The organism is Gottfriedia acidiceleris, from assembly GCF_004138285.1.
GTDB lineage: Bacteria > Bacillota > Bacilli > Bacillales > Bacillaceae_G > Gottfriedia > Gottfriedia acidiceleris_A.
This window is the reverse complement of the sequence record NZ_SCFN01000028.1, coordinates 1-26,496: the sequence shown is the minus strand read 5'-3', so window position 1 is coordinate 26,496 and position 26,496 is coordinate 1. Positions and strand designations below refer to the sequence as shown.

Annotated in this window: 27 protein-coding genes; 1 reads left to right on the top strand and 26 read right to left on the bottom strand. The window is 33.7% G+C overall.

Features of this window, described 5'->3' with window-relative positions:
- Positions 1–192: 192 nt before the first annotated feature.
- From mfd to metG, 17 genes are all read right to left on the bottom strand, one after another.
- Positions 193–3,723, bottom strand: coding sequence for a transcription-repair coupling factor (gene mfd / locus EP747_RS22315; RefSeq protein WP_129692196.1), 3,531 nt, complete (start codon positions 3,721–3,723; stop codon positions 193–195).
- A 177-nt stretch (positions 3,724–3,900) separates the two neighbouring features.
- Positions 3,901–4,134, bottom strand: coding sequence for an anti-sigma-F factor Fin (locus EP747_RS25455; protein WP_165347225.1), 234 nt, complete (start codon positions 4,132–4,134; stop codon positions 3,901–3,903).
- Between the two features lie 89 nt (positions 4,135–4,223).
- A complete protein-coding gene (gene pth / locus EP747_RS22305; RefSeq protein WP_129692194.1) occupies positions 4,224–4,787 on the bottom strand; it encodes an aminoacyl-tRNA hydrolase in 564 nt (187 codons plus the stop codon).
- Between the two features lie 104 nt (positions 4,788–4,891).
- Positions 4,892–5,845: a ribose-phosphate diphosphokinase gene (locus EP747_RS22300; protein ID WP_129692193.1), complete on the bottom strand. Its 954-nt coding sequence runs from the start codon at positions 5,843–5,845 to the stop codon at positions 4,892–4,894.
- Between the two features lie 44 nt (positions 5,846–5,889).
- Positions 5,890–7,248 (bottom strand): bifunctional UDP-N-acetylglucosamine diphosphorylase/glucosamine-1-phosphate N-acetyltransferase GlmU, encoded by a 1,359-nt coding sequence (gene glmU, locus EP747_RS22295; protein WP_129692192.1) that lies wholly within the window; start codon positions 7,246–7,248, stop codon positions 5,890–5,892.
- 141 nt (positions 7,249–7,389) lie between these two features.
- Entirely contained in the window at positions 7,390–7,680 is a 291-nt protein-coding gene (spoVG, locus tag EP747_RS22290; protein WP_056474486.1) for a septation regulator SpoVG, read from the bottom strand.
- A 244-nt stretch (positions 7,681–7,924) separates the two neighbouring features.
- On the bottom strand, positions 7,925–8,296 hold the full coding sequence (locus tag EP747_RS22285) for a RidA family protein (RefSeq protein ID WP_129692191.1): 372 nt from the start codon (positions 8,294–8,296) through the stop codon (positions 7,925–7,927).
- A gap of 51 nt (positions 8,297–8,347) precedes the next feature.
- Complete coding sequence (gene purR, locus EP747_RS22280; protein WP_129692190.1) at positions 8,348–9,190, bottom strand: pur operon repressor; 843 nt, start codon at positions 9,188–9,190, stop codon at positions 8,348–8,350.
- A 53-nt stretch (positions 9,191–9,243) separates the two neighbouring features.
- Positions 9,244–10,113, bottom strand: a complete 870-nt coding sequence (gene ispE / locus EP747_RS22275; protein WP_129692189.1) for a 4-(cytidine 5'-diphospho)-2-C-methyl-D-erythritol kinase — start codon at positions 10,111–10,113, stop codon at positions 9,244–9,246.
- A 183-nt stretch (positions 10,114–10,296) separates the two neighbouring features.
- A complete protein-coding gene (locus EP747_RS22270; protein WP_069033981.1) occupies positions 10,297–10,455 on the bottom strand; it encodes a small, acid-soluble spore protein, alpha/beta type in 159 nt (52 codons plus the stop codon).
- A gap of 119 nt (positions 10,456–10,574) precedes the next feature.
- Entirely contained in the window at positions 10,575–10,844 is a 270-nt protein-coding gene (veg, locus tag EP747_RS22265; RefSeq protein WP_069033953.1) for a biofilm formation stimulator Veg, read from the bottom strand.
- A 204-nt stretch (positions 10,845–11,048) separates the two neighbouring features.
- On the bottom strand, positions 11,049–11,927 hold the full coding sequence (gene yabG / locus EP747_RS22260; RefSeq protein WP_129692188.1) for a sporulation peptidase YabG: 879 nt from the start codon (positions 11,925–11,927) through the stop codon (positions 11,049–11,051).
- 189 nt (positions 11,928–12,116) lie between these two features.
- The gene (gene rsmA, locus EP747_RS22255) at positions 12,117–12,992 is read right to left on the bottom strand and encodes a 16S rRNA (adenine(1518)-N(6)/adenine(1519)-N(6))-dimethyltransferase RsmA (protein ID WP_129692187.1); all 876 of its coding nucleotides are present in this window, start codon (positions 12,990–12,992) and stop codon (positions 12,117–12,119) included.
- Entirely contained in the window at positions 12,992–13,546 is a 555-nt protein-coding gene (rnmV, locus tag EP747_RS22250) for a ribonuclease M5 (protein ID WP_056474503.1), read from the bottom strand. The genes rsmA and rnmV overlap by 1 nt, the downstream gene beginning before the upstream one ends.
- A 140-nt stretch (positions 13,547–13,686) precedes the next feature.
- Positions 13,687–14,895, bottom strand: a complete 1,209-nt coding sequence (locus EP747_RS22245) for a G5 and 3D domain-containing protein (protein ID WP_129692186.1) — start codon at positions 14,893–14,895, stop codon at positions 13,687–13,689.
- 186 nt (positions 14,896–15,081) lie between these two features.
- On the bottom strand, positions 15,082–15,852 hold the full coding sequence (locus EP747_RS22240) for a TatD family hydrolase (RefSeq protein WP_129692185.1): 771 nt from the start codon (positions 15,850–15,852) through the stop codon (positions 15,082–15,084).
- A 424-nt stretch (positions 15,853–16,276) separates the two neighbouring features.
- Positions 16,277–18,253 carry a methionine--tRNA ligase gene (gene metG, locus EP747_RS22235; RefSeq protein WP_129692184.1) on the bottom strand — a complete coding sequence of 659 codons (1,977 nt, stop codon included), beginning with the start codon at positions 18,251–18,253 and terminating at the stop codon, positions 16,277–16,279.
- A gap of 302 nt (positions 18,254–18,555) precedes the next feature.
- Between metG and EP747_RS22230 the strand changes: the two genes are divergently transcribed.
- Positions 18,556–18,840, top strand: a complete 285-nt coding sequence (locus EP747_RS22230; protein ID WP_069033946.1) for an AbrB/MazE/SpoVT family DNA-binding domain-containing protein — start codon at positions 18,556–18,558, stop codon at positions 18,838–18,840.
- Between the two features lie 107 nt (positions 18,841–18,947).
- Here the strand turns inward: EP747_RS22230 and rsmI are convergent, their stop codons facing one another.
- The 9 genes from rsmI to EP747_RS22185 all read right to left on the bottom strand — a co-directional run bounded on the left by rsmI (position 18,948) and on the right by EP747_RS22185 (position 25,996).
- Complete coding sequence (gene rsmI, locus EP747_RS22225) at positions 18,948–19,823, bottom strand: 16S rRNA (cytidine(1402)-2'-O)-methyltransferase (RefSeq protein ID WP_129692202.1); 876 nt, start codon at positions 19,821–19,823, stop codon at positions 18,948–18,950.
- Positions 19,819–20,085 (bottom strand): GIY-YIG nuclease family protein, encoded by a 267-nt coding sequence (locus EP747_RS22220; protein ID WP_129692183.1) that lies wholly within the window; start codon positions 20,083–20,085, stop codon positions 19,819–19,821. The genes rsmI and EP747_RS22220 overlap by 5 nt, the downstream gene beginning before the upstream one ends.
- On the bottom strand, positions 20,072–20,812 hold the full coding sequence (locus EP747_RS22215; protein ID WP_129692182.1) for a tRNA1(Val) (adenine(37)-N6)-methyltransferase: 741 nt from the start codon (positions 20,810–20,812) through the stop codon (positions 20,072–20,074). Before EP747_RS22215 ends, EP747_RS22220 begins: the two co-directional genes overlap by 14 nt.
- Before the next feature lie 184 nt (positions 20,813–20,996).
- Positions 20,997–21,356 carry a DNA replication initiation control protein YabA gene (yabA, locus tag EP747_RS22210; RefSeq protein WP_069033942.1) on the bottom strand — a complete coding sequence of 120 codons (360 nt, stop codon included), beginning with the start codon at positions 21,354–21,356 and terminating at the stop codon, positions 20,997–20,999.
- A 12-nt stretch (positions 21,357–21,368) separates the two neighbouring features.
- Positions 21,369–22,196: a PSP1 domain-containing protein gene (locus tag EP747_RS22205; protein ID WP_097979278.1), complete on the bottom strand. Its 828-nt coding sequence runs from the start codon at positions 22,194–22,196 to the stop codon at positions 21,369–21,371.
- A 3-nt stretch (positions 22,197–22,199) separates the two neighbouring features.
- On the bottom strand, positions 22,200–23,195 hold the full coding sequence (holB, locus tag EP747_RS22200; RefSeq protein WP_129692181.1) for a DNA polymerase III subunit delta': 996 nt from the start codon (positions 23,193–23,195) through the stop codon (positions 22,200–22,202).
- A gap of 211 nt (positions 23,196–23,406) precedes the next feature.
- On the bottom strand, positions 23,407–24,039 hold the full coding sequence (gene tmk, locus EP747_RS22195; protein ID WP_129692180.1) for a dTMP kinase: 633 nt from the start codon (positions 24,037–24,039) through the stop codon (positions 23,407–23,409).
- 12 nt (positions 24,040–24,051) lie between these two features.
- The gene (locus EP747_RS22190) at positions 24,052–25,470 is read right to left on the bottom strand and encodes an aminotransferase class I/II-fold pyridoxal phosphate-dependent enzyme (protein WP_165347223.1); all 1,419 of its coding nucleotides are present in this window, start codon (positions 25,468–25,470) and stop codon (positions 24,052–24,054) included.
- A 337-nt stretch (positions 25,471–25,807) separates the two neighbouring features.
- Positions 25,808–25,996 carry a sigma factor G inhibitor Gin gene (locus EP747_RS22185; protein WP_129692178.1) on the bottom strand — a complete coding sequence of 63 codons (189 nt, stop codon included), beginning with the start codon at positions 25,994–25,996 and terminating at the stop codon, positions 25,808–25,810.
- Positions 25,997–26,496: the final 500 nt, after the last annotated feature.

Genomic DNA, 26,496 nt, shown 5'->3' with positions numbered 1-26,496 from the left:
TTGATGAAAGATATCCGAGTGACAATGAGGTAAGGTCACCCTTAATTAATGATAGTATCCTACACAACGAAAGTTCTATACAAAATAAGTGAGATTTTTTAACACCTTTACTAAAAATATAGTACTGTAAGCACTTTTTGGTAACTTTTAATTACTTTATCGCCAAATTAAAGAAGCCTTTGTATTACTTCCTTAAGCATTTACACTTTCTTTTTTCACGTTCTTTAATCCATTAATTAAACCTTCTAGCGTTGTAAGCCAGTCAGCTGGATTTTTTCCTTTTACGTCTAGCGTTACTTTTAATTTCGACCCATCCATTCCTAGGCCAATGCCTCTACCGAATGAATTACATAATTGGAACAACTTCCCACCATCGATATTAGCACTTGCCTTCTCAGAGAAATAAACACTTACTTCTGATTTAACTTGTTTAATCAGTTCAATCTTCTCTGCAATAGCTAAAAGTTTAATATGAGCAACTTGACATAGGTAGCCTACTTCTAACGGGAAATCGCCAAAACGATCCATTAATTCATCTTGTAAATCATTTAACTCTTCAAACGTTTCAACACGTCTAAATTGCTTGTACATCTCAATTTTTTGCTTACTATCTTGAATATACGTATCAGGTAAATAAGCATCTACTTCAATGTCAATTTCAATTGAAATTATATCTTCTTTCTTTACTCCTCTACGCTGTTCGATTGCATCTTTTAACATTTGAGAATATAAATCGAAACCAACCGAATCAATAAATCCATGTTGTTGTGCTCCAAGTAGATTTCCTGCACCTCGTATTGACAAGTCACGCATAGCAATTTTGAAACCTGAACCTAGTTCTGTAAATTCTTTAATTGCTTGCAGGCGCTTCTCGGCAACTTCAGTCAATACTTTATCCTGTTTATATGTGAAGTAAGCATATGCTACTCTATTCGAACGTCCTACACGCCCTCTTAATTGATAAAGTGTTGATAAACCCATTCGATCTGCATCATATACAATCAATGTATTAACATTTGGAATATCCACGCCTGTTTCGATAATCGTCGTGCTAACTAATACGTCATATTGGCCATCCAAAAAGCCATACATAACCGATTCTAGTTCCCCTTCATTCATTCGACCATGTGCTACAGCTACTTTTGCATCTGGTACAAGCATCGAAATCTGTTCAGCCATACGTTCAATATCTTCTACTCGATTATATAAGAAATATATTTGTCCATCTCGAGCAAGTTCTCTTTCAATCGCTTCTCTCACTAATGCAGCATTGTATTCAACTACATATGTTTGAACCGGAAAACGATTTTCTGGCGGTGTTTCAATAACTGATAAATCTCTTACTCCTAGCATCGACATATGCAAGGTACGAGGGATCGGAGTTGCAGTTAGCGTTAAAACATCTATATTTGCTTTTAGTTGTTTTATTTTTTCTTTATGAGATACACCGAATCTTTGCTCTTCATCAATAATTAAAAGTCCTAAATCTTTATATAGAATATCCTTCGATAATAGGCGATGTGTTCCAACTACTATATCGACAGAGCCCTCTTTTAAGCCTTTCATCGTTTCAAGCTGCTGTTTGCGAGATCGGAAACGATTTAACAAACCAATATTAATTGGATGATCTTGAAACCTTTCCCTTAATGTTTCGAAATGCTGCTGTGCCAAAATTGTAGTAGGAACTAAAATAGCAACTTGCTTACCTTCAACAATTGCTTTAAAAGCCGCTCGAATAGCTACTTCAGTTTTTCCGTATCCTACGTCACCACAAAGCAGTCGATCCATTGGACGTTCTCTTTCCATATCCTTTTTAATTTCATGAATTGATCTAAGTTGATCGTCAGTTTCCTGATAAGGAAATGAAGATTCGAATTCTTGTTGTTCCAGGCCATCAGGTGAAAAAGCATAGCCCTTTGATGCTTCGCGTTCTGCATAAAGCTTAATTAAGTCATCAGCTATATCCTGAACTGAGCCTTCAACCTTCTTCTTAACCTTTTTCCAATCAGTTCCACCAAGCTTATAAATCTTTGGCTCCTTACCTTCAGATCCAACATACTTTTGTACTTGATCAATTTGTTCAATCGGTACGAATAATTTGTCGTCGCCATGATATCGAATATGTAAATAATCTTTATGAATACCATTAATCTCTAATGTTTCAATTCCTAAAAATTTACCAATACCATGATTTACATGAACAACATAATCTCCAACTTTTAATTCTGAGTAATTTTTTATTCGTTCTGCATTTGATAATTTTGTATTAATTCTTTTTTTCTTCTTAGCTTTTTTCGTGAATAACTCACGCTCTGTTATTAGAACAAATTTTTCTAAAGGAAGTTCGAATCCAGAACGAAGATCCCCTTTCATGATGTATACTTCACCATTTTTTATTTGCTCAAGAGAAGAAATAATTTTACCTTCAATTTTGTAATCTGCTAATATATTTTCAATTTTACTTGTTCTTTCGTCACTTTCGCCGAGCATAACGATTGTATATTTATTTTTCTTCCAACGATCTAATTCATTTTTCAACAGATTCATTTGTCCATGAAACTCTTGCATCGATTTACATTGAATCGAAACTACTTGTTCAGGATGCGTATGAGGTACTCTTCTTGGAAAAAGACTCGTATGAATTTGTTGGCGCTTTCTCGAATGTAGTAATTCAAAAAAGTCATGCGAAAAACTTACACCCTGTAATGCATTTCCTTCAGCTAGTAAGGACGTATACCACTCTGCTTCATCCTTTTTAAGCTGCTCTACGATTTCATGGACCCTCGAAATCTCATCGATAACGACAACAGTTTCCCTAGGAACGTAATCTAGTAAACTAAATTGGTTTTCATAGATTAGACCAAAATATTTGTATATTTGATCTATCAATTGCCCTTGCTTTAGTTGCTCAAGATCATAGGTTACCTTTTCAACCAATAACTCTTTTACTTGTTGATCACTTATTTTTGATAGAGTTGTTTTAAAAGCTTGTTCAATTCGTTGAACTCCTAATTGCAAATCAGTCTTGGAAATAATCCTTTCCGTCGCTGGACCAATATGGACACTCTCATATTTTGTAATAGATCTTTGAGAATCAGGAGAGAACGAACGGATTGAGTCGATTTCTGTATCAAAGAGTTCAATTCGAATAGGATCTTCATACGTTAGCGGATAAATATCAAGAATTCCTCCGCGTACGCTAAACTCTCCTTTACTTTCTACCATCCCAACACGTTCATAGCCCATTTGGACAAACTTTGAAATCAAATTCGATAAGTCGATTTCTTCGCCAATTTCAAAATTGATCTGATAGTTAGACCATAATTCTGGAGATGGCAAATAGCCAATTAATCCCGATACAGGTGTAACCACTACCGACGGTTTATTTGACATCAAACTGTTTAACGCGATTAGTCTTTGCGATCTAAGCTCTGGACTTGATACCGCAATCTCTGAAGCAATCAATTCGTTTGCAGGATATAAAAATACTTTATCTTCCCCAACCACTGATTTTAAGTCTTCCGATACTTTTTGAGCTTGAAGAAGATTATTTGTCACGATTAACTGCGTTTGTCCAGTTTCTTTAAAAACAGCTCCAGCAAGCAACGTTTTCGCAGACCCCGTTAAGTTTGTAACTAATTGTTCTCTTAGCCCATTTTTTAGGCCATTTATTATTTTCTTAATATCTTTATACTGGTTAAATTGTTCAATTAAACCAATCACGAAGTCAATCTCCCCTAACAGTCAATCTAAGTAACAATAATCTTAGTTGAAGTTTATATTTATAGTTTTTTAGTAATTTTCTCCATTTTAAGTATCATTTGTATAGATAAACACACTTCATCTTAACAGATTCTAGAAAAAAACAGAAAAACGCCTCAGTTATAAACCAAAGGCAATTTAATTTATGAAATTCTTATATTCATGGTAATGTGGAAACTCAGATAGAGTCATTTCGCAATCCTCACACACAATATAAATTACTTGATTAGGAGATTGAATAAAATTTACAAAATCGCTTAATTCTTCATTGAAAGAATGACAATACGAAGATGAAACTTGTAACAACTGTTGTTTTTCAATACTACCCATTTGTTTACTACAATACCGACACTGACAATCTAATAATTCCATTACTTCCTCCATACTACATAAAATTCATATATACAGTATGGATTGTACTAACTATACTTATTCAATATGAAAGCTTAAATTCCTGTTTTTTATTTTTTATTATATTGATTCATTACATCCACGAAAGAATGCTTTAAAAAATATTCACATGCATCCGCTGCTTTTTTTACACCATCAACTACTTCAGCAATTTCTTCTTCAAAAAAGTTTGATAAAACATGATTTACGACACTCATTCCATTTGACGGACGATCTACACCAATTCGAACACGTTGGAATTCTTGTGTTCCTAAATGCTGAATTAATGACTTTATACCATTATGACCCCCAGCACTTCCTTTTGTACGTAATCGTAGCTTTCCGGTTGGAATATCCATTTCATCATATAGGACGACAAGATCTTCTAATTCAATATTAAAATAATCCATAAATGGTCTTACACATTCACCTGACAAGTTCATATATGTTAAAGGCTTTAACAAGAAAACTTTTTCTCCGTTCACAATTCCTGAAGTATAAATACCATTAAATTTTTGTTGGGTTAACGAAAAGCCCCATCGGTGAGCTAATTCATCGATCGCAATGAACCCAATATTGTGTCGCGTTCTTTCATACTCTCTACCTGGGTTGCCTAATCCTACAAACAACTTCATTTTATTATCCTCCATTCTAATTCACTTGGTTATATTACGAAAAGACGTAACCACTTCTGGTTACGTCCTCTTATAAGTTTTAAAGCAAAGATGTAATTTTTATATTAATCAAATAGAGTACTTACTGATTGCTCTTCATATACACGAATAATCGCTTCACCTAATAGGCCAGCAACTGATAATTCAACAAGTTTATCAGTCTTTTTATCTTCAGTAAGACAAATTGAATTTGTTACAACTAATTCTTTAATACAAGAGTTTTCGATACGATCAATTGCCGGTCCAGACAATACAGGGTGTGTACAACATGCATATACTTGTTTTGCACCATGCTCTACTAATGCATTAGCAGCAAGTGTAATTGTACCCGCTGTATCAATAATATCATCAATTAAGATAGCCGTTTTACCTTCAATATTACCGATGATGTTCATAACTTCAGCAACATTTGGTTTTGGACGACGTTTATCAATGATAGCAATCGGAGCTTTTAGACGATCTGCCATTTTACGAGCTCTTGTTACTCCACCATGGTCAGGAGAAACAATTACGATATCTTCAAGCTGTTTTTTTCTAAAGTAATCTGAAAGGATAGGTACACCTAATAAGTGATCAATCGGAATATCAAAGAATCCTTGAATTTGTGGAGCATGTAAATCAAGTGTAATCACTCGAGTTGAGCCCGCAGTTTCAAGTAGATTTGCAACTAACTTTGATGTAATCGGCTCACGTGAACGAGCTTTTCGATCTTGACGAGCGTAACCGTAGTAAGGAATCACAATGTTAATTGTTTTTGCTGATGCACGTTTTAAAGCATCAATCATAATTAATAATTCCATAATACTTTCATTTACAGGGAAACTTGTTGATTGAATGATAAATACATCACAACCACGGATACTTTCCTCTATGTTAATTTGCACTTCTCCATCGCTAAAACGAGAAACCGAACATTTACCAAGCTCTACACCAATGTGCTTTGCAATTTCTTCAGCTAATTTAGGATTCGAGTTTAGAGTAAATACTTTTAAATGCTTGTCTGGATAATGATTAGGCATGTTTCGTGTACCCTCCGCTTTTTTTCTTTTCTTTTTATCTATAATTAATTTTTATAGTAACCTTCTTTATTCACTTGTCTTGCTCTTGCAATTGCTAGTGAATCTTCTGGAACTTCATCAGTAATTGTTGAACCAGCTGCAATGTATGAACCTTTTTTCACAGTTACAGGTGCAATTAAATTTGAATTACAACCAACAAAGACATTGTCCTCAATCGTTGTTTTAAACTTGTTTTTACCGTCATAGTTCACAGTGATTGAGCCACAACCAAGATTAACACCTTGACCAACTTCCGCATCACCAATATAGCTTAAATGAGATGCTTTACTTCCGTTACCAAAAGTAACTTTCTTAGTTTCAACAAAATTTCCAATTCGAACTTCATCACCTAATGTTGAAGCCGGACGAATATGAGCAAATGGTCCAACTGTAGTTGAATGACCTATTTTACTTTCATGTACAACTGATTGTTTAATAACTGTATCATTACCAATTTCACTATCGATAATTTCAGTATTTGGGCCAATTGTACTACCCGTTCCAATTATACTATTTCCATAGATCATTGTACCAGGGTAAATAATTGTATCCGAACCAATTTTTGCATCTGCAGAGATATATGTGCTAGCTGAATCGATAATCGTTACACCGTTCAACATATGCTTTTTGTTTATATTTTTGCGCATGATTGATTCTGCAATAGATAATGCATATCGATCATTTACACCTAATGTTTCATCGAAATTTGCTGTTTTATATGCAGCTACTATTTCGCCTTTTGCTTTTAGTATCTCAATAACATCCGGTAAGTAGTACTCACCTTGAGCGTTATTATTGTTTACTTCATTTAATACTTCAAATAATGCTTTATTATCAAAGCAATATGTACCTGTATTTATTTCTTGAACTGTAAGCTCTTCTGGACTCGCATCCTTATGCTCAACAATTTTTAATACAGACCCATTTTCGCCCCTAATTATTCTACCATAACCAGTTGAATCCTCAAGATGGGCTGTTAAAATGGTAGCTTTTGCCTGTAATCTTTCATGCTCATCGAATAAAGCTTGAATTGTCTCTGGTGAAATTAATGGTGTGTCACCACAAATTACTAGAGTAGTTCCTTCTTTATCCTTTAACATTGGCGCTGCTTGAATAACAGCATGTGCAGTACCTAATTGCTCAGCTTGTAGAGCATATTCACTATGATCACCTATTTGTGTTTTAACTAATTCCGCTCCGTGACCTACAACGGTTACAATATTTTGTACACCTACTGATATTACGTGGTCTACAACATGTTGAACCATAGGTTTCCCACAAACAGGGTGAAGTACTTTATATAATTTTGATTTCATTCTAGTACCTTTACCTGCAGCTAGAACAATCGCATATTTATTTGACATAGTCATCCTCCATCAATCTAAATACCTATACCTGGTAGCTCAAAATGCTAATTTTTATATTTTTCTACAAAATACATCCATTTTATTATACCATAAAAAAAGAACCCATTATACATTAATGGGTTCTTTTTGGTCATATTTTTAAGAAGCACCTGCTTCTTCAAAGTCTTCTTCCAACTCACCTACACGGTGATATTCAGCTAATACAGAATCTTGTATTTTGCTACGAGTTGAAGAGTTAATCGGATGAGCGATATCACGGAACTCTCCATCCGGAGTACGTTTACTTGGCATTGCTACAAATAAACCGTTATTACCATCGATTACGCGAATATCATGAACAACAAATTCATGATCTAATGTAATTGATGCGATAGCTCTCATACGACCCTCCGTGTTTACGCGGCGTAGTCTTACGTCTGTCACTTCCATCTTGTTCACCACCTTTATCAACTTAAACCATAATTAGTAAGTTTCAACAATTATCAATAATTTCCTTCTTTTTGGAAAATTTTTTATTTAAATTATTTAATTTTTACAAATGTTTACTAAATTAAAGTCCTCAATTTATTTATCGGAATATTTTAATTGAATTTTAACGAATAAAAAAAAACCTGAAAAAATTTCAGGTTTTTTTAAAATCTTCACAAATAAATTTATTTACAGTCTGATTGTTTTAAACAACTGCGATACACTCAATCTCAACTAATACGTCCTTAGGTAGTCTTGCAACTTCCACACAGCTTCTTGCAGGTTTGTGTCCATTGAAAAACTCTTCATAAATAGCATTAAAATCAACAAAAGTTGTTAAATCTTTTAAAAATACAGTTGTTTTAATAACTTTTGATAAGTCTGTTCCAGCTTCTTCTAGAACCGCCTTAAGGTTTGCAAATACTTGCTTTGTTTGTTCCTCAATTCCACCTTCTACAATATTTCCTTCTACAGTTAACGGAATTTGTCCAGAAGTGTATAATAATCCATTAGCGATTATAGCTTGAGAATATGGTCCAATTGCTTTAGGTGCATGTTCAGTATGAATTAATTGCATTATGTATCTTCCCCTTCTTCATTATATACAAGTAGCTTATCTATCTAACGACTATAAGCTCTCAGTTTTAATAAATGATTCTTCTTGGAAATTGCCTCTTTCAACTCGAATAAGCTGTTCTCTTTCATTTACCTCAGATAACTTTACAAGTGATATATAATCTTCAACTAATCTTTCTTCAATATTTACAGCCTCAACCAATACACCAATTCCTGCAACATTTGCCTGAAATTCCTTAAGTAAATTTTTCATACCAGTAATAGTTCCACCAGCTTTCATGAAATCATCGATAATTAAAACATTTGAACCTGCCTCGATGCTTCTTTTTGCCAATGACATTGTTTGTATACGTTTTGAAGAACCAGATACGTAGTTAATACTTACTGTTGATCCTTCCGTAACCTTGTTATCTTGACGAACAATTACAACTGGTACATTTAAAAAGTTTGCAACAGCATACGCTAAAGGAATTCCTTTCGTTGCAATTGTCATAACGATATCTATTTTTTGATTACTGAATATAGATGCAAACATACGGCCTACACTATTAACATAGTTAGGATTGCTTAATATATCAGTCATATATAAGTATCCGCCGGGCAACACTCGGTCTGGTTTTTGAAGTAAATCACATAATTCATCAATTACTGTATTTACTTCTTGATTACTAATACTAGGAATATACTTTACACCACCAGCTGCTCCTGGCACAGTCAATAGTGTCCCAATTCCTTGCTGTTCGAACGTCTGCTTAATAATACCTAAATCTTCACTTACTGATGATTTAGCAGACGCATATAAATCAGCAAAAAATGTTAATGATACTAATTGTTGTGGATGATGCAACAAATAGTGTGTCATACCTACAAGACGAGAGCTTCTTCTAATTTTCATGCAGCACCTCAAATCACGAATATTTTATAAAAATTTTATAATAATATTCGTTTTTAATCAAGTTTTTCCCTTTCGCCTAACATCCGAACGGCGTATACTTGATCACAGAAACCCTTTAGTCCGTTATAAACACGATTCATCCTAGAATCATGGCGAACTAATCCGAATACTGTAGGACCACTTCCGCTCATTAAAACGGCATCAGCACCAAAACGTTTCATTTGATCCTTAATCATTGCAACCTCAGGGTGTAATTGCAATGTAACTGTTTCTAATACATTTCCTAATGACAGACAAATATCGTCGTAATTTTTATTCGAAATGGCATTAACCATACGATCTACATCAGGATGTTGAATATTATCTAATTTAAGCTTTTGATAAACAGTTGCTGTTGAAACGCCCTGTGTTGGTTTCGCTAAAATCACCCAACAAGGTGGCGGTGTATCGATATGTTCAATCTTTTCACCACGCCCTGTAGCTATAGCTGTTCCGCCATAAACACAAAATGATACGTCCGACCCGATTTTAGAACCAATTACCGCTAATTCATCTAACGAACAATTTAAATTCCAAAGCTTATTTAGACCTCTTAGTACTGCCGCAGCATCTGAACTACCTCCGGCTAAACCAGCAGCTACAGGAATATTTTTTGTAATAAAAATATGCGCTCCTAATTTAACTCCGAACATTTCTTTGAGTAGCATCGCAGCCTGATAAGCTAAATTGCGTTGATCATCTGGTACGTAACGATTATGTGATGTAACTACAATCTTATCTTCTTGAATAAGCTCTAATTCAATTCGATCGGCTAAATCGATTGTTGTCATGATCATTTTTACATCATGATAACCGTCGCTTCTTTTCCCTACTACGTCTAATGAAAGATTTATTTTCGCAGGAGCCTTCACCATTAATTTCACTATTCTCACCTTCTTATGAACACTTACTTTTTTGCTATTGTATCATAATTAACTCATAAGAAAAATGTACCCCAATGAAAGTGAGCTAGAACAGTAAATTTTCTTTATGAAGATTCACAAAAACCGAAGCAATTTGCTTCGGTTTGATGTGTAGACAAATTCGTTTGTCGAAGTGAAGATTGTTTATTGTTGCTTATTAGATAATTGTAACTCAGCTAATTCGATTGCTCTTTTAACCATGTTGCCGGCATCCTTCGCTCGAATGCCTCCCCAGCCTTCTTTTTGAACGACGTCATAGAAACCAAGATCTTTTGCAAGTTCCTCTTTAAAGCTCTGTGACATAATACCTCTTTTTCTTCTACCCAAAAAAAGCAACCCCCTTTTTCCACTTCGACATTTTTAGTATGTGTAAATCTGTTTAATTTCATGAATAATAAAAAGAAAAGGGACAGTAGAAAATTCTACTGCCCATTCGCCATCAGTCCACTTGTATGGTCATCACAGAAAAACAATTCAACTGTTTCTGTTAAAATATCTGCATAACTAAAAGATAAGCGTTCAAATGCGTTCTCTTCTTGATCTAATTGTACTACGAATATGGATGGATATGTTTCTGCTAATACACCGGAACGTTCCACAGTCTTTCTACGTCCGCTGTTTGCTTTCAATGTAAGTCGTTGTCCAACATGACTATCTAAAGTATCCTTTATTTCAGATAATTTTTTTGCCATTTCATACCACCTCACTATGACAAGTATACCATCTTATGTAAACTAAGTCAAAAAAAGATAAAATTATACCAACGATACTGGTTACCTGTCAATATTTTTTTACAACACCCGATTATTATTTGTGAAAATCAGAAAATTTATGTATGAAAATAAAAAAAGATTTTCTACAAACGATCTCTCTCGTTAATGTAGAAAATCTTTTCCTTACTCCTCTTCCATTGATTGGAAAGGTAGCCCTGTTCTTAAAATTCCTTTTGTTTCTACTCCGCCTAGTCCTTTTTCACCTGTAATTGTATTACGAACGACTTCATAAACATTTACTCGATCCATAAATGATGTGAAGCTTATCTTCCCAACTACATAAACGGGATCTAATGCATGTATGTTTACCCTAGTTGGTGAGCTTGCAAAGTTTGCTCCTGCACGTATAATCGCTTCAAAGTGAGATTGACATGCCCCAGCAAAAATTACAAGATGGTCTAAAGATGGAACCTTTTTTCGCGCTTCTTTTACAGCATCGACAAAATATCTTGAATGTCTGTAAGCTTCTAAATCGGTAACGACCCCTTTTGCCTTTGTGTATGCATCATGACCAGTTATAACTAGTATATCGGGACGATAATGATCTAAATAATAACCAATTTTTGTTGGTAATTCTGTTTCCTTACAATAGATTCCCTCTACGGGGACACCCATCTTATTATACATTTCAAGACATTTTTTTAAATAAATTGGATCTCCATCGATGTGAAGAACCCGACCTGGTATTTGAAAAAGATTTACATCTGTTCTAAAACCATTTGTTGCTTGAAATCTTCTTTTTTCTTTTTGCTCCATGGCTTCTCTTTTAAATAGTTTGTAGTTTTCCTCAATTTGAACAGACGATCTTTTACCTTTTTCACGATACTCTGATTCAATGATTACTCGCAGGTCGGATAAAGGCGCATCAGCAATTAAACGAAAATCGTCACCATATAAAACAGCAATGACTTCATCCCCGATTTGTTTTACCTCCACTACTCGAAAAACTAGGTCATATTTATAAGATGCTCTTTCTACTATATCCCCTACATTAATATTCACATGCCTTCCCTCCAAAATTGCTTAAGTACACTACGAGTTCGCTCTCTTTTTTTAGATTATGTATGGACAAAAAAAAGGGTGAAAAGAAGGTTTATTGAACTTTTGTAGGGCATCAGAACTAAAATAAGGCATTGAATAAAAAAGATGATTACAAACTAGTTGGTAAATTAGCTTATAATCATCTTTTTGTTATTTTACTTGTTTATATAGACTATTACTTAATGTTGCAAATTCTTGAATTGATAAAGTTTCTCCTCTTCTTGTTCCTTCAATACCTGCCTCTAGAAGGCAAGCTTCAAGTATTGCCTTATCTTTTTTCAGATAAGAAAAATTATTTAATAAATTATTATTTAATGTTTTTCTTCTTTGGGCAAAGCTAGCTCTAACTACTTCAAAAAAGAATGATTCATCAATTACCTCTGCTGCTGGTTCTTCACGTTTTACTAGCTTTATAACAGCAGAATCAACGTTTGGCTGTGGCATGAATACCGTTCTAGGTACAGTCATAACCGTTGAAGCATGTGTATAAAACTGTATTGCTATTGATAGTGAACCATAATCCTTTGTTCCCGGCTTTGCGGAGATACGGTCAGCTACTTCTTTTTGCAACATACACACAATTCCTCTGATTGGTAAACCTTCTGTTAATAGCTTCATAATAATTGGTGTCGTTACATAATAAGGCAAGTTTGCGACTACCATTATATCTGACTCATTTGGCAAATACTCATTAATCGCTTTTTCAACATCTGCCTTTAGTACGTCTTCATTAACGATTTGTATATTATCATATGGAGAAAGTGTATCTTCTAAGATTGGGATTAGTCTATTATCGATCTCAAAAGCTAATACCCTCTTAGCACGCTTAGCAATTTGCTCAGTTAGTGCCCCAATTCCCGGGCCAATTTCAATTGCACAACTTTCTTCAGTTAAATCTGCATAACTTACAATGTTTTCTAGTATATTTGTATCAATTAAGAAATTTTGACCATAGCTTTTTTTAAAGAAGAAATCGTACTTGGCTAATATTTCTTTCGTTCGACTAGGTGTCGCGATATCCTTCATTATTTTTCCTCCATTAAAACTTTTTTTACTGCTTGCCCAAATTCATCTTTTGATATTTGAAACATTTGCAGTCTTTTCTCTAGTTGCTTACCATTTGTATAACCTATATTAAGAATTTTACCAAGTTTATCTCGTCTTTCACTTGATGAAGGATGTCCAATTAATCCGGCATCTATTAAATCTTCCTTTGTAATTTCGGATTCAACTTCGATAAATTCCTGCTTAACATGAATTAAAGCATTTCGAATAGATTCTCTAGTAGCATGCTCGATTCCTAATCCTTTTTTACCTGAACGAACAGCTTCTTCCTTTGGTAAAAACGCATGCTTACATCCTGGTACATGCTCTTTAATAATCGAGCGTATACGTTGGCCTGGATAATCAGGATCTGTAAATACGATTACTCCTCGAGTCTCCTGAGCGTGCTTTATTAATTTTAAAGTATCCTTATTTATAGCAGAACCACTTGTTTCAATTGTATCTGCATCCACAGCTCTTTTAATTGCTGCCGTATCATCTTTACCTTCAACAACAATGATTTCTTTAATTTTCATTTGTTCCTCCAACCAATACAAGTATATGTAATCATACCATATGGATAATAAAACTTCATACTCTCTTAAAAATAGTATAAAAAAAAGCAGAAGGACTTATCCTTCTACTTTCACTCAATCAACGATCTATTTTAAAAATATTAACTAATAATACGAATTTTTACTGTACGACGACCAAAATCAAAACAATCGTCTTTTGTAGGCATTAAAATATCGATCCTTCTGCCTTTAATTGCTCCACCAGTGTCACCAGCAATAGCAACGCCATATCCTTCAACCCAAACTTTAGATCCTAAAGGAATAACTTTTGGATCAACTGCAATCAGTTTCGTGTTAGGATTTTTACGAATATTAATACCTAAAGCTGTTATACCAGACATCCCAGCATCATAAGGTGAATATGCAGTTGCTTCAACATACATTTCTTTTACCTTACTACTTGATTTTGGCGCACTAGATTTCACTAATGCACTTGATGTTGGTACAGACTTTGTTCCGACTGCAACTACTCGATCAACTGGTTCTTTTAATATAGTTTCATCAACTAGCGTTTTAGAAACTACTTTACCATTTTCTTTAATCAGTTCAAAGTTACGTTTAACAAGTCCTTTTACACCTTCTGAAATGACCGAAGATTCATCTTTATACATAGAAGAATCTTTTTGCTCTTTTTCTTTAAAATCTACAGGCTCTTCCACCACATCGTTGACTTTTTCGACACGGATAACTCGAACTGTATCATTTTGTTTGATCATTTCGCCGGCACCTGGTTCAACTCGGTCAAATTCGTTTAATGTAATGTTCTGCTTTTCTAAAAAGTCAGCGACAGTAGTCGAAGTTGCAAATACTTTTTTAGAAACTCCTCCGTCATTTAATACCATAGGAAATGCTTTTTCGTAAGATACCTTACCATTTTCCTCTAACGGTGTTGACAGTGCAGGCATTATAACATCATCAGGATTGATCTTAATATTTTGTTCCTTTAATAATTCCTTTACCGTTTGAGCAGTTGTCATAATGACTTTTTCTTGCCCATCGATCGTAAGTTTAACAGGTTTCGCTAAATGAACCGTAATATCCATATCATCTGATATTTTCGTTTTGGCTGACGGATATATTTCATCTGCATTCGTAATATTAATATTTTGTTCTTTTAATAATTCAGCCACAGTGTTTGCATGTGTTTGAATAACCTGTTCCTTCCCGTCTACCTCAAGAGTTACTTGTTCTTTAAGTCCCTCATATGCTCCTGTACCTACTGATCCAGTGAAAACTAAAGCTCCTGCAAGTTGTACTGCTAGTTTTTTACTACTCCCAAGTCTAGAAAGTAACCTATTCGCGTCTATCACGATTTTACTCCTCCTTTTCGCCTGAGAAAAAAGATTGACTAGCTCCAAACCTATTAACTAGTGCTTCTACTCTACTGAATGTATGTTTACTAGATTTAGAAGTAGAAGAGTTTTCTTTCGACAAATTCTTCAACTCTTCATACGTGAACTGTGACGAATATTATGTATTCGTACTAGTTCATGAGATCATTTGTTAATTTGAAAAATATTACACGCATTTTCGAAAGTTCGTTTTTGAACTTCTTCAACTGATATGTTTTTTAAACGTGCAATTTCTTCAGCAACAAGTGATACATAGCTAGGTTCGTTTCTTTTTCCTCTATACGGATGTGGTGTTAAGTATGGACAATCCGTTTCGATTAATAGATTTTCTAACGGAATTTCTGTCGCTACTTCTTTTGGTTTTTTTGCATTCTTAAATGTAACTGGTCCTCCTAATGAAATATAGAAGTTCATTTTAATACATTCTATTGCAGTTTCCACACTTCCGCCGAAGCAGTGCATGATGCCACCTACTTCTGATGCATTTTCTTCTTTTAAAATAGTTACAATGTCTTCTGTTGCGTCTCGATTGTGAATGACAATCGGTAGTCCGCATTCTTTTGCTAATTGAATTTGTTTGCGAAATACTTCTTTTTGGATTTCTTTTGGTGACTTATCCCAGTAGTAATCTAATCCAGTTTCACCAATTGCTACTACTTTAGGATGTTTTGATAATTCCTTAATCCATTCAAAATCTTCCTCTGTTGCGTCAATTGCATCAACTGGATGCCAGCCAATAGCTGCATAAAGAAAATCATATTTCTCAATTAATTCCATAGCTTTCGTAATTGTTGGACGATCAAAGCCAACAACTACTTGATGAACAACTCCTGCTTCTAGAGCTCTACTAATTACTTCTTCAAGGTCTTCCTTGTATTGATCTGCATTTAAATGTACATGTGTATCAAAAAGCATTTTTACTTCCCCTTTGCTCATCTGAGATTTAGTCTAGCATACCGTTAAATTTCTTACCTAACGCACAGTTAACAATTCCGTTACAAAAAGAAACGGTCAAAATTAAGCAATTTCTAATAAATTTTTAAAGATGTTTTAAATTAATTCCATGTCATATCAAGACTTTCTTACTTTTTATAACCAAATTCAGATAATTTTTTTAGTTTACTATTGTAATCAATCTGTAATATTTTCTTCATATAATGACATTTTTTAACAATAACTTGTTAACACCTGCCATAAATCAACAAATTATTATCATATTTGTGATTCTTACGATATTTTTACAATTTTCTGCACAATGCAACAATTATTTCAGTAAAACAAATTAAAAAAGAAAAGCATTTCATGTTAGTTTTTACACGAAATACTTTTCCTAGTAACATTATTTAATAATAGTACCGTTTGGTAATGATTGATCAATTGTTGCAAGTGATAGCTTACCTTCAATACTTCCTGCAAGGATCATCCCTTCGGATAGTTCCCCTCTAAGCTTAACAGGTTTTAAATTCGTTACGCAGATCACTTTTCTACCAATTAAGTCTTCTGGTTTATAGTATTCCGCTATACCCGACACAACTTGTCTTGATTCATTTCCTAAATCTAATTGAAGTTTTAGAAGTTTTTTTGCTCCTTTTACTGCACCAGCTTCTTTTACTTCAGCTACCTTTAGTTGAACTTTAAAGAAATCATCAATTGTAATTTCAGGAACAGTTTCTTCCACTTTCTCTTCTACCACTGGTTTTACAGTACCTTGCATTTGTTCTTTAATATATGCAACCTCAACCTCTGTCTCTAAACGAGGGAAAATTGGTTCACCCTTTTGTACTCTCGTATCCTCTTGAATTGCTCCAAATTCATTCAGGCTGTCCCATGAAAGAATCTTTTCATCAACTAGTCCTAACTGAGTGAAAATTTTCGCTGGAGTCTGAGTTAAGAAAGGTTTTAATAAAATCCCAACTTGGCGTAAAGATTCAGCTAAATGTGCCATTACAGAAGCTAGTTCTTTTACACGGCTCTCGTCTTTAGCAAGTACCCACGGCTGTGTCTCATCAATATATTTGTTTGTACGACTTACGAACTGCCAAATATTTGTTAATGCAACTGAAAACTCCATATTTTCCATTGCTGCTTCCACAGTTTCTTTCGTGTTTTTTGCTACTTGTTGAAGATTTTCATCAAAAGCTGTTACTGTTCCATTAACTGCAGGAATATTACCATCAAAATATTTTTGGATCATTGCAATTGTTCTATTTAATAAATTACCTAGATCATTCGCTAAATCAAAATTAATACGGTCAACGAATCCTTCAGGCGTAAAAATTCCATCTGATCCAAAAGGAACTTCACGTAATAAGTAATATCTTAGAGCATCTAAGCCATATCGGTCGATTAATACTACTGGATCTACAACATTTCCTTTTGATTTACTCATCTTGCCGTCTTTCATCAATAACCATCCGTGAGCAAAGACCTTTTTAGGTAATGGTAAGTCTAATGCCATTAACATGATCGGCCAATAAATCGTATGGAAACGTACAATTTCTTTACCAACTAAATGAACATTCGCTGGCCAATATTTTTTATAGTTTTCTTCATTATCTGAACCATAACCTAACGCTGTAATATAGTTAGATAAAGCGTCAATCCAAACATAAATAACGTGTTTAGCATTACCAGGTACTTTTACACCCCAGTCGAATGAAGTACGTGAGACAGCTAAATCCTCTAAACCTGGTTTAATGAAATTGTTAATCATTTCATTTTTTCTTGATTCAGGTTGAATAAATTCTGGGTTTTCTTCATAATACTTCAGTAATCGGTCAGCATATTTACTCATTTTAAAGAAGTATGACTCTTCTTTAACTAGCTCTACTGGATGACCGCTATCTGGGCTCTTTCCACCAATAATTTTTCCTTCTTCATTATATAGAGGATCTACAATTTGTGTTTCAGTATAGTATGTTTCATCCGGTACAGAATACCAACCCTCATACTCATCCAAATAAATATCACCTTGATCAAGTAGTTGCTTGAAAATCTTTTCAACAATTTCTTTATGTCTATTTTCTGTCGTACGGATAAAGTCATCATATGAAATATCTAATTTTGTCCATAGGTCCTTAATTCCAACAACGATATCGTCTAAATATTCTTGAGGCGAGACATTTAATTCCTCAGCTTTTCGTTGAATTTTTTGACCATGTTCATCTGTACCCGTTAAATAAAAAACATCAAAACCTTGAAGTCTTTTATATCTAGCCATTGCATCCCCAGCAACAGTCGTATAAGCATGACCTATATGTAATTTTCCGCTCGGATAATATATTGGGGTTGTAATATAAAAAGTTTTATTACTCATTGACCAAAAATCCTCCTTCAAAAATTTCTAAATATTGACACTAAATTATTCGCATGATTTTGCATTTCATTATAAAATGAAAAATGAGTTATCTGCATTCCCTCATCTACTATTACAACTTCATACTTATTTTATAAGTTAAATTTTACACAATAGTAACATCTATTTCTATTATTTCTCATAAATATACATACATTTTCTCTTTAATTAACCCATTTTGGCATAGTAGCATTATGTAGCTCTTTCTTTTGGACTACATAGTACATTTATTTTCATAAAAACTTTATATAGGAGGATTAATTATGAAATCTACAGGAATTGTCCGTAAGGTAGACGAGCTTGGCCGTGTAGTAATTCCCATTGAACTTAGAAGAACACTAAATATCACTGAAAGAGACACACTTGAAATATTTGTTCAGGATGATCGAATTATCCTAAAAAAGTATGAACCAAATATGACTTGTATGATGACTGGAGAAATTTCTCAAAATAATCTTGAGGTTGCTGATGGCAAAATTGTGTTAAGTAAAAAAGGTGCAGAGCTTCTAAAATTCGAGATTGAACAATTTATAGCTGATAATAATTAAATTGAAGAGGCTGCCTATTTTAATTGCATTCTCTAAATAAAAAGCAAGTAAAAATGAGTAGAGAATTACAAATAAATAAGACAGCCTAACTTCATTTTTAAACCAAATTAAATTTCGTGATATTCCGCGTAGACGTCCCTTTTATTTAATGAACGATCCTTCGCAACAAGTTTTATTGCATCTTTACTTTTTTCATTTTTTTCATTTATGTACCAATCGACATGCTGGTTAATGGATAGTTCCTGCCACCAACACTCCTCATTGTTCTTCACATCTTCTTCAGATGCCCCTTCTAAAACAACTACAAACTCTCCACGTACTTCTTCATTCGTTGCCCAGTCTATTGCATCACTAACTGTTCCTCGTAAAAACTCTTCGAACTTCTTTGTTAATTCTCTACAAAGTACAATTTTTCTGTCACCTAATACTTCAAGAATAACGTGTAATGTTTCTTTTAACCGGTGTGGAGACTCGTATAAAATGACTGTACTACGTTGCCCCTTTAACGGTTCCAATTGCTTCTTCTTATCTTTCTTTTGACGTGATAAGAATCCTATGTATAAAAATGAATCGGTAGGTAGTCCTGATGATATTAAAGATGTTAATGCAGCATTTGCACCGGGTAAAGGAATGACAGAAATACCTTCTTCTAAACAAAGCTTTACAAGCTCATAACCTGGGTCATTTATGCACGGCATTCCCGCATCGCTTACTAATCCAATTTTTAATCCTTGTTTTATATCTTCAACAAGCTTTAATCCTGCTTTTTCTTTATTATGCTCATGATAACTTACTAATGGCGTTGGTATTTCGAAGTGATTACAAAGCTTTTTCGTATTACGAGTATCCTCCGCTGCAATATAATCCACTTCTTTAAGTATTCGTACCGCTCTAAACGTCATATCTTCTAAGTTGCCAATAGGTGTTGGTATTAAATAAAGACAGCCTAATTCTTCATTTAAGAAGCTCTTTTGACTTTTAATCATTGCTCGTTCCTCCTCTCATATATCGTTCTTTGTTTTCTCTTGATAATTGCTTAAAAGCGTATTCCGCTTGCATCGCTTCTCTTTTAGTTGGGTATTCCTCAAAAAATATACAATTTACAGGTGTTCTACCTCTCGTATATTTTGCACCCTTACCATCGTTGTGTTGTTTTACCCTACGCTCAATATTTGTTGTATACCCTGCATAGAAAGTTGCATCAGAACATTCTAGCACATATAAATAGTGTTTATGATCTTCCATATAGAATTTCCTTTAACTCAGTCGTATACTCGTTATTTTCCTCATATACGTAAATCGGAGGCAAAATTTTAAGGTCTGCCTTACCGCCTTTAATACCTTCAATTAAAAGTGTATTTGCTTCCTTACCCATTTTTGGATAGACAAACTGAATTCTTTTCGGCTCAATACCATGTTTACGCATTGTTGTAACAATATCCAACATACGTCCTGGACGATGAACCATGGCCAATTTTCCACCATGCTTCAAAAGTTGTTTACTTGCATTAATTACTTCTTCTAAATTCGTTTTAATCTCATGTCTCGCTATTGCATAATGCTCATTCATATTCTGTTCAGAAGTCGGAATATCTTGAAAGTATGGTGGATTACACGTAACAACATCTACAAATTCTCTACCTATTTTATCAGGTGCATTTTTTAAATCATCATGAATCATTGATATTTTTTCATCTAACTTGTTATATTCAATGCTTCTTTTAGCCATATCATACAATCGCTCTTGTATTTCTACACCAATTATATTTGCTTTAGATCTTCGGTGTAGCATCAATGGAATAACTCCATTTCCAGAGCATAAATCAACAATTGTACCTTTTTGGATCGGGACATATGTAAAATTGGATAAAAGAACTGCATCTAATGAAAATGAAAAAACAGATGGACTTTGAATAATCCTCATATCATCGGTTAATAAGTAATCTAAGCGTTCGTCACCTTTAAGCATAATTAATTCCTTTCAAATTCACACCAATATTATCTTTTAGCATTGCCTAATCGTATAACAATTAACTAGCAATACATAAAAAGAAGCTATTCCATTTGGAACCTGCAAACTTTACCTTTTTAACCAGCTTATTTACTAGCTGTTATCTAAAAAGGTAATCGCTCGCTTCTTCCGGAATAGCCTACCATTACTTTTTATCAAAGAAGGATAAACAAAACAGACAGTCCTCACCATGACGTACGCTTCCATAATGTAGATTACAAATATGGAAACCTTCTTGGTACAATCTTGCTAAATTATCATAGCCTTCCCCAAGATCCTTATCCTTTTGTACCTTTTTCTTCTTTGAGTCTTTTATTTGTTCTTTTTCTTCTATACGTTTATTTAGACCTAATCTTTCTCGCAAGTGATCATTCTCAATTTTCGTATAGTGATTTTCTTCTAGTAGCTCAGCAATATATTGTTTTAAATCACTAAGCTGTGTTGATAAATCTTGAATTTGTTCTTCCATATTGGAAAGAGATAAGAATATATTCTTCTTGTCCAATCTTACCACCTCTTAATCTGTGGTTTGTATTGACACGACTCCCTCGTGAATTAAATCATCTAGGGTATACTCCACAACGCGTTCTTTTTTGATCAATTCTACCTGAATAACTCGTTCTAAGATGTTCAATCCTACTACTCTTCCAGGACCTTCTGCTGTCTTGATGATATCCTCTAAGTCTGGAAGTTGTTCTTTTGCAGCCTCATACTCGTCATTTTCATATTTTAAGCAGCACATTAATCGGCCACAAAGTCCTGAAATTTTCGCTGGGTTTAGAGAAAGGTTTTGATCTTTAGCCATTTTAATGGATACTGGTTCAAAATCACCTAAGAACGTTGAACAACACAACATTCTACCGCAAGGCCCAATCCCACCAAGCATTTTAGCTTCATCACGTACTCCTATTTGTCTTAATTCAATTCGAGTACGGAATACTGCAGCTAAATCCTTTACTAATTCCCTAAAGTCTATTCTACCATCTGCTGTAAAATAAAAGATGACTTTATTTCGGTCAAACGTGTATTCGACATCAACTAATTTCATATCTAGTTCATGTTGCATAACTTTACTAGAACAAACTTCATAAGCTTCTTTAGCTGATTGTTTATTCTCTTCAACAATCATACGATCATGCTCATCAGCTAATCGCATAACTTTTTTTAACGGAAGGACTACGTCATTTTCTCCGACCTTTTTATTTGGTACAACTACTTTTCCAAATTCAATCCCTCTCACCGTCTCAACGATGACAAAAGTATCTTTAGGGATTGCTAATCCATTTGGGTCGAAATAATAGATTTTACCTGCTTTTTTAAAACGTACTCCGACTACTTCGTACACAATCTACAATCCCTCCTGTAGTTCTATAATCATTTGCTCTAAAACCATTAACATATTTGCGTTTGATGTTAAGCGCTTTTTAGCAAAAAGGATGATTTCTAAACAAGTGGTTATTTTCTCTAATGAAATACGATTTAATGCTTGTCTCATTAATAGTTCTTCATTTTTAAAAACAACGTTTTGATCTTGCTCAGCATATATATATAGCATATCTTTAAAGGCTAATACAAGCATATCAAGCATCATTTGTAACTGTTCCTTCGTATCAAAATGACGAGAAACATTTTGTTGTATGACTAGAAGACTATCTTTTTTTGTCGTTAATAATGCTTCATATAATTCTATCACTAAATCTCTAGCTTGTGCAAACCATTCTTCTTCAGCAATTTGAAGTGCGACTGCCTCACTATTTGTTAATCTTGCTAATAATGGTATTAAGTTTGATTGGAGCTCGATATTAACTAAATGTTCTTCAAAGTATTTTGTTGGTAATGGATTAAAATGGATTGATTGACAGCGAGATTGTATCGTTGGCAAAATTTGTTGTACTTGTTCAGTTAATAAAAATGCAGTTGTAATTGAGACTGGCTCTTCCAAAAATTTCAATAAAGAATTAGCTGCATTTGTCGTCATTCGATCAGCATGGTCTATTATATAAATTTTTCGATTCGATTCAACAGCTGTTTTAGAGAATTCTTCTTGTAATTGTTGAATTTGATGTTTTTTTATAGAGGCTTCTTCAGGCTCAATTACATAAACATTTGGGTGATTACCAGAATCGACACGCTTACAATTACGACAAGTTCCACAAGGTGTAGCGCCACTTACATTCTCACATAGTAATACTTTTGTGTAGTATAATGCAAGTTCTCGTTTACCAGTTCCTCTTGGGCCCTCAAATAAATAAGCATGAGCTACCCTGTTCTTAATTACTGCATTTTTTAACATTTTTGTAGCAACTGGCTGACGCTCGCTTAGTTTCTCCCAAGATGTTTTCATGTTTACACCTACTCATATCTATAAATTAATCAATGATATTTTTAAAATGGATCGTTTTTTTAAAATCATTTTACCAATTAAATCGCCCTAGCTTTTGGCCAACTTTTATCTATTGATGCAAATAATTTTCAGTTAAGTTTCGAAAGTATTCTTTCTTCTATTATACCAGTTCCGTCATTTTATTGTTCATGTAATCAATTTTTGTAAATAATTAAATTTCTTCTATTTTTTCTAAAATGACTTTTAAAGTATCATTAAATACTCGATCGATCGAGTTTGATGCATCAATTCGTTTAAAGCGCCATGGTTCTCTCTTCATGATTTCAGCATATCCACTTTGAACTTTTAAATGAAAATCTAGTTCTTCTAAATCCAGTCGATTGATTTCTCTCTCATCTGCTTGATGAACTCTATTTAGTCCAACTTTAGGGTCTAAATCAAAGTAAATTGTTAAGTCCGGCATTAAACCATCGATCGCAAATTGGTTGATATTATAAATTTCATCTATTCCGATCCCTCTACCGACACCCTGATATGCAAGCGAGCTATCTACAAATCGATCACATAGCACGGTTTTTCCTTCTTCTAATGCAGGGATTACTTTCTCTGCTAAATGTTGCCTCCTTGCAGCAGCATAAAGTAGTGCCTCCGTACGCTTGTCCATTTCAACATTCTCTGTGTCTAATATAATATTTCTTATACTTTCAGCGATACGTATACCACCTGGTTCGCGGGTAGAGATAAAATTTACACTTCTTTTACGAAGTTCCTCCGATATCATATTTATAATTGTTGTTTTCCCTGCACCCTCTGGTCCTTCAAATGTAATGAATAAAGATTTCAAGTGTGTTTCCTCCTAAATCAATACTTCAATTTGTAAATTTTTATCTTCAATCAAATTTTGAATCGTCATTCCATATTGATATACATCATGAATATAATCAACATGCTTAGTAGTAACTAGTTCACCTTTTAGTAAAATCGGAATTCCTGGTGGATAAGGAACAATATTTTCTGCAGAGATTTCTCCTACTGAATCTGCCAAATCTTTTACCAACTTCCTTTTTTTCTTTAAGTCAGCGTAGCTATGTAAAACTGTACTCGTAAAATTAGGTGCGTTAAGCTTAGGTTGTTTATTTTCAATATATACCATAGATTCAGTTGCTTTTTTTATTCGAATAATAAGGTCATTAAAATCAATTCTTTCATCTAGCGGAAGGATAAACAGAACATGTCCCCAATCTGATAGCTCTGAATAGATTCCCTCATTTTCAAACATTTCCTGTAATTGTTTACCGGTATGTCCTTTTTTACTTTTTACGATTACTTTTAGTAAGTCTTGTGTATAGTTTATACGACTTGACGTAACAATTTGTAAGCTAGATAAATCATTAACTTCTTTAATAAATTCGGCAATTTTCTTTTGAAGTATTTTCACTTTATCAAAAGAAAATGTTTCGACAAAACTCCTTGCGTAATCTAAGGAAGCCATGATTGGATAAGAAGGACTGCTACTTTGTAGCATTCTCAGCATTTCTCTTACTTTATCTTTACAAACAAATTTTGATTTTATATGTAAATACGAGCCCATTGTCATTGCGGGCAAAGTTTTATGTGCTGACTGTATGACAATATCGGCACCCATAGAGAGCGCGTCCTCTGGAAAAGGTGCCCCAATTATAAAATGTGTCCCATGAGCCTCATCAACTATCGTTGGGATCTCCATTTTATGGGCGAACTCAATTATATTTTTTAAATTCTGGGACATTCCATAATAATTAGGATTTGTTAAAATTATTGCTTTTGCTTTTGGATAATTTTTTATTACATTTATAGATTGCTCAGTATTTACCCCAAGTGGTTGTCCTAATTCTTCATCAATATCTAATGGCAAGAATATAGGCTTTGCTCCAGCAAGTAAAAGACCATGAAAAATTGACTTATGACAATTGCGTTGTACCAATACTTCGTCATTTTCGCCACATAAGGCTAAAATTGCAGCTAGGTTCCCCACAGTTGAACCATTTACTAAGAAGAAACTTTCTTCTGCTTTGTATACTTTGGCCAACATCTTTTGAGCCTCACTGATCACCTCTGAAGGATAATGTAAGTCATCTAATCCGTTTAATTCCGTCACATCATAATTTAATATATTTGGTAATCCTAATTCATTTATAAAATTGTGCTTTCCATTTTTATGACCTGGAACATGTAGAGATATTGTTTCTTTATTAACAAACTGTTTCAGTGCACTTAGTAATGGCATTTTATTCATCTTTAACGCTTCCTTTAATTTACGCATATTATTTGTATGAATCGTTATACTAGTATATTTTTGTTGGATTTTTAATTAAACAAACCAAACATATTTTTCGACATTTTAATAACACTACTTAATTTGAGACCAACATTTTATAGACAATATAAAAACCGATTATATTTACAAGTTCTCTCCATTACTTAAAGGCTCAGTCACTAAAGAAGCAACCAAACAGTAATAAATTATGGCAGAGGTACCTGTATATAGAATCGGTCCTTCACTTTATATCTTATTTTAACTTACAAAAACTTATTAGACTACTACTATTAGTCTATTACGCTTATGCTAATCTCTAATTCGCAATTTCTTCTTTCACCGTACTAATACATCTTAACTTCTCTACAAAGGAATTGTACATTGGTGCATCTGTTTCAGTTTTTACGATTTTCTTTTCACACTCTTCGCATACGAATGCTTCAATAATATGAATGCCATGTTCCTTTTTCTCTTCACAAACTATACATTTTGATAAACCATTCACCTTTTTTCCTCCTCTTAGTGTTTTTCCAGTGCAATTTACGATTGATTAAACAATTTCGTTTATTATTCAGTTTTGCAAATTAAAAACTTTTTATACAATTTAGGGCCTATTTTTTTGTAATATATGAAAATAGTTCTAATTTTGTGCTCTATATTTTAAAATTTTTATTCTAATATGATACTACTTTCCTGCTTTGATCTTATTTTTGTTCCTATTAACTACTAAAAAAGGACTACAATTCGTTTGTAGTCTTAGACTATCCGCAAAACGCTCGTTTTCTTCGTTACTTTGCCTGCCTGTGCGGTGCTCATTACCATTTAGAGTAACTCCGTGCCTCGAAGGAACTGCTACTTAAACCAATGTCTTTAAGTGAAGTACCAGTGAAATTAGGCTTGTTTAAATACATTGATTAAGTTTCACATTAATTAATATGATTCCTTAAATTCATTATGTGTGTAAATACAAAAAAACATCAGCCTAATAGCTGATGTTTTTCATTT

Bases quoted from the DNA above. Each gene is read 5' to 3' on its own strand.
- holB (WP_129692181.1), bottom strand. From the start codon at position 23,195: ATGAAAACATCTTGGGAGAAACTAAGCGAGCGTCAGCCAGTTGCTACA.
- veg (WP_069033953.1), bottom strand. From the start codon at position 10,844: ATGGCAAAAAAATTATCTGAAATAAAGGATACTTTAGATAGTCATGTT.
- EP747_RS22230 (WP_069033946.1), top strand. From the start codon at position 18,556: ATGAAATCTACAGGAATTGTCCGTAAGGTAGACGAGCTTGGCCGTGTA.
- EP747_RS22220 (WP_129692183.1), bottom strand. From the start codon at position 20,085: ATGGAAGATCATAAACACTATTTATATGTGCTAGAATGTTCTGATGCA.
- rnmV (WP_056474503.1), bottom strand. From the start codon at position 13,546: ATGAAAATTAAAGAAATCATTGTTGTTGAAGGTAAAGATGATACGGCA.
- EP747_RS22240 (WP_129692185.1), bottom strand. From the start codon at position 15,852: ATGCTTTTTGATACACATGTACATTTAAATGCAGATCAATACAAGGAA.
- EP747_RS22285 (WP_129692191.1), bottom strand. From the start codon at position 8,296: ATGCAATTAATTCATACTGAACATGCACCTAAAGCAATTGGACCATAT.
- EP747_RS22270 (WP_069033981.1), bottom strand. From the start codon at position 10,455: ATGTCACAGAGCTTTAAAGAGGAACTTGCAAAAGATCTTGGTTTCTAT.
- rsmA (WP_129692187.1), bottom strand. From the start codon at position 12,992: ATGAAGGATATCGCGACACCTAGTCGAACGAAAGAAATATTAGCCAAG.
- EP747_RS22190 (WP_165347223.1), bottom strand. From the start codon at position 25,470: ATGAATAAAATGCCATTACTAAGTGCACTGAAACAGTTTGTTAATAAA.
- glmU (WP_129692192.1), bottom strand. From the start codon at position 7,248: ATGTCAAATAAATATGCGATTGTTCTAGCTGCAGGTAAAGGTACTAGA.
- purR (WP_129692190.1), bottom strand. From the start codon at position 9,190: ATGAAAATTAGAAGAAGCTCTCGTCTTGTAGGTATGACACACTATTTG.
- EP747_RS25455 (WP_165347225.1), bottom strand. From the start codon at position 4,134: ATGGAATTATTAGATTGTCAGTGTCGGTATTGTAGTAAACAAATGGGT.
- pth (WP_129692194.1), bottom strand. From the start codon at position 4,787: ATGAAGTTGTTTGTAGGATTAGGCAACCCAGGTAGAGAGTATGAAAGA.
- metG (WP_129692184.1), bottom strand. From the start codon at position 18,253: ATGAGTAATAAAACTTTTTATATTACAACCCCAATATATTATCCGAGC.
- spoVG (WP_056474486.1), bottom strand. From the start codon at position 7,680: ATGGAAGTGACAGACGTAAGACTACGCCGCGTAAACACGGAGGGTCGT.
- EP747_RS22300 (WP_129692193.1), bottom strand. From the start codon at position 5,845: ATGCCTAATCATTATCCAGACAAGCATTTAAAAGTATTTACTCTAAAC.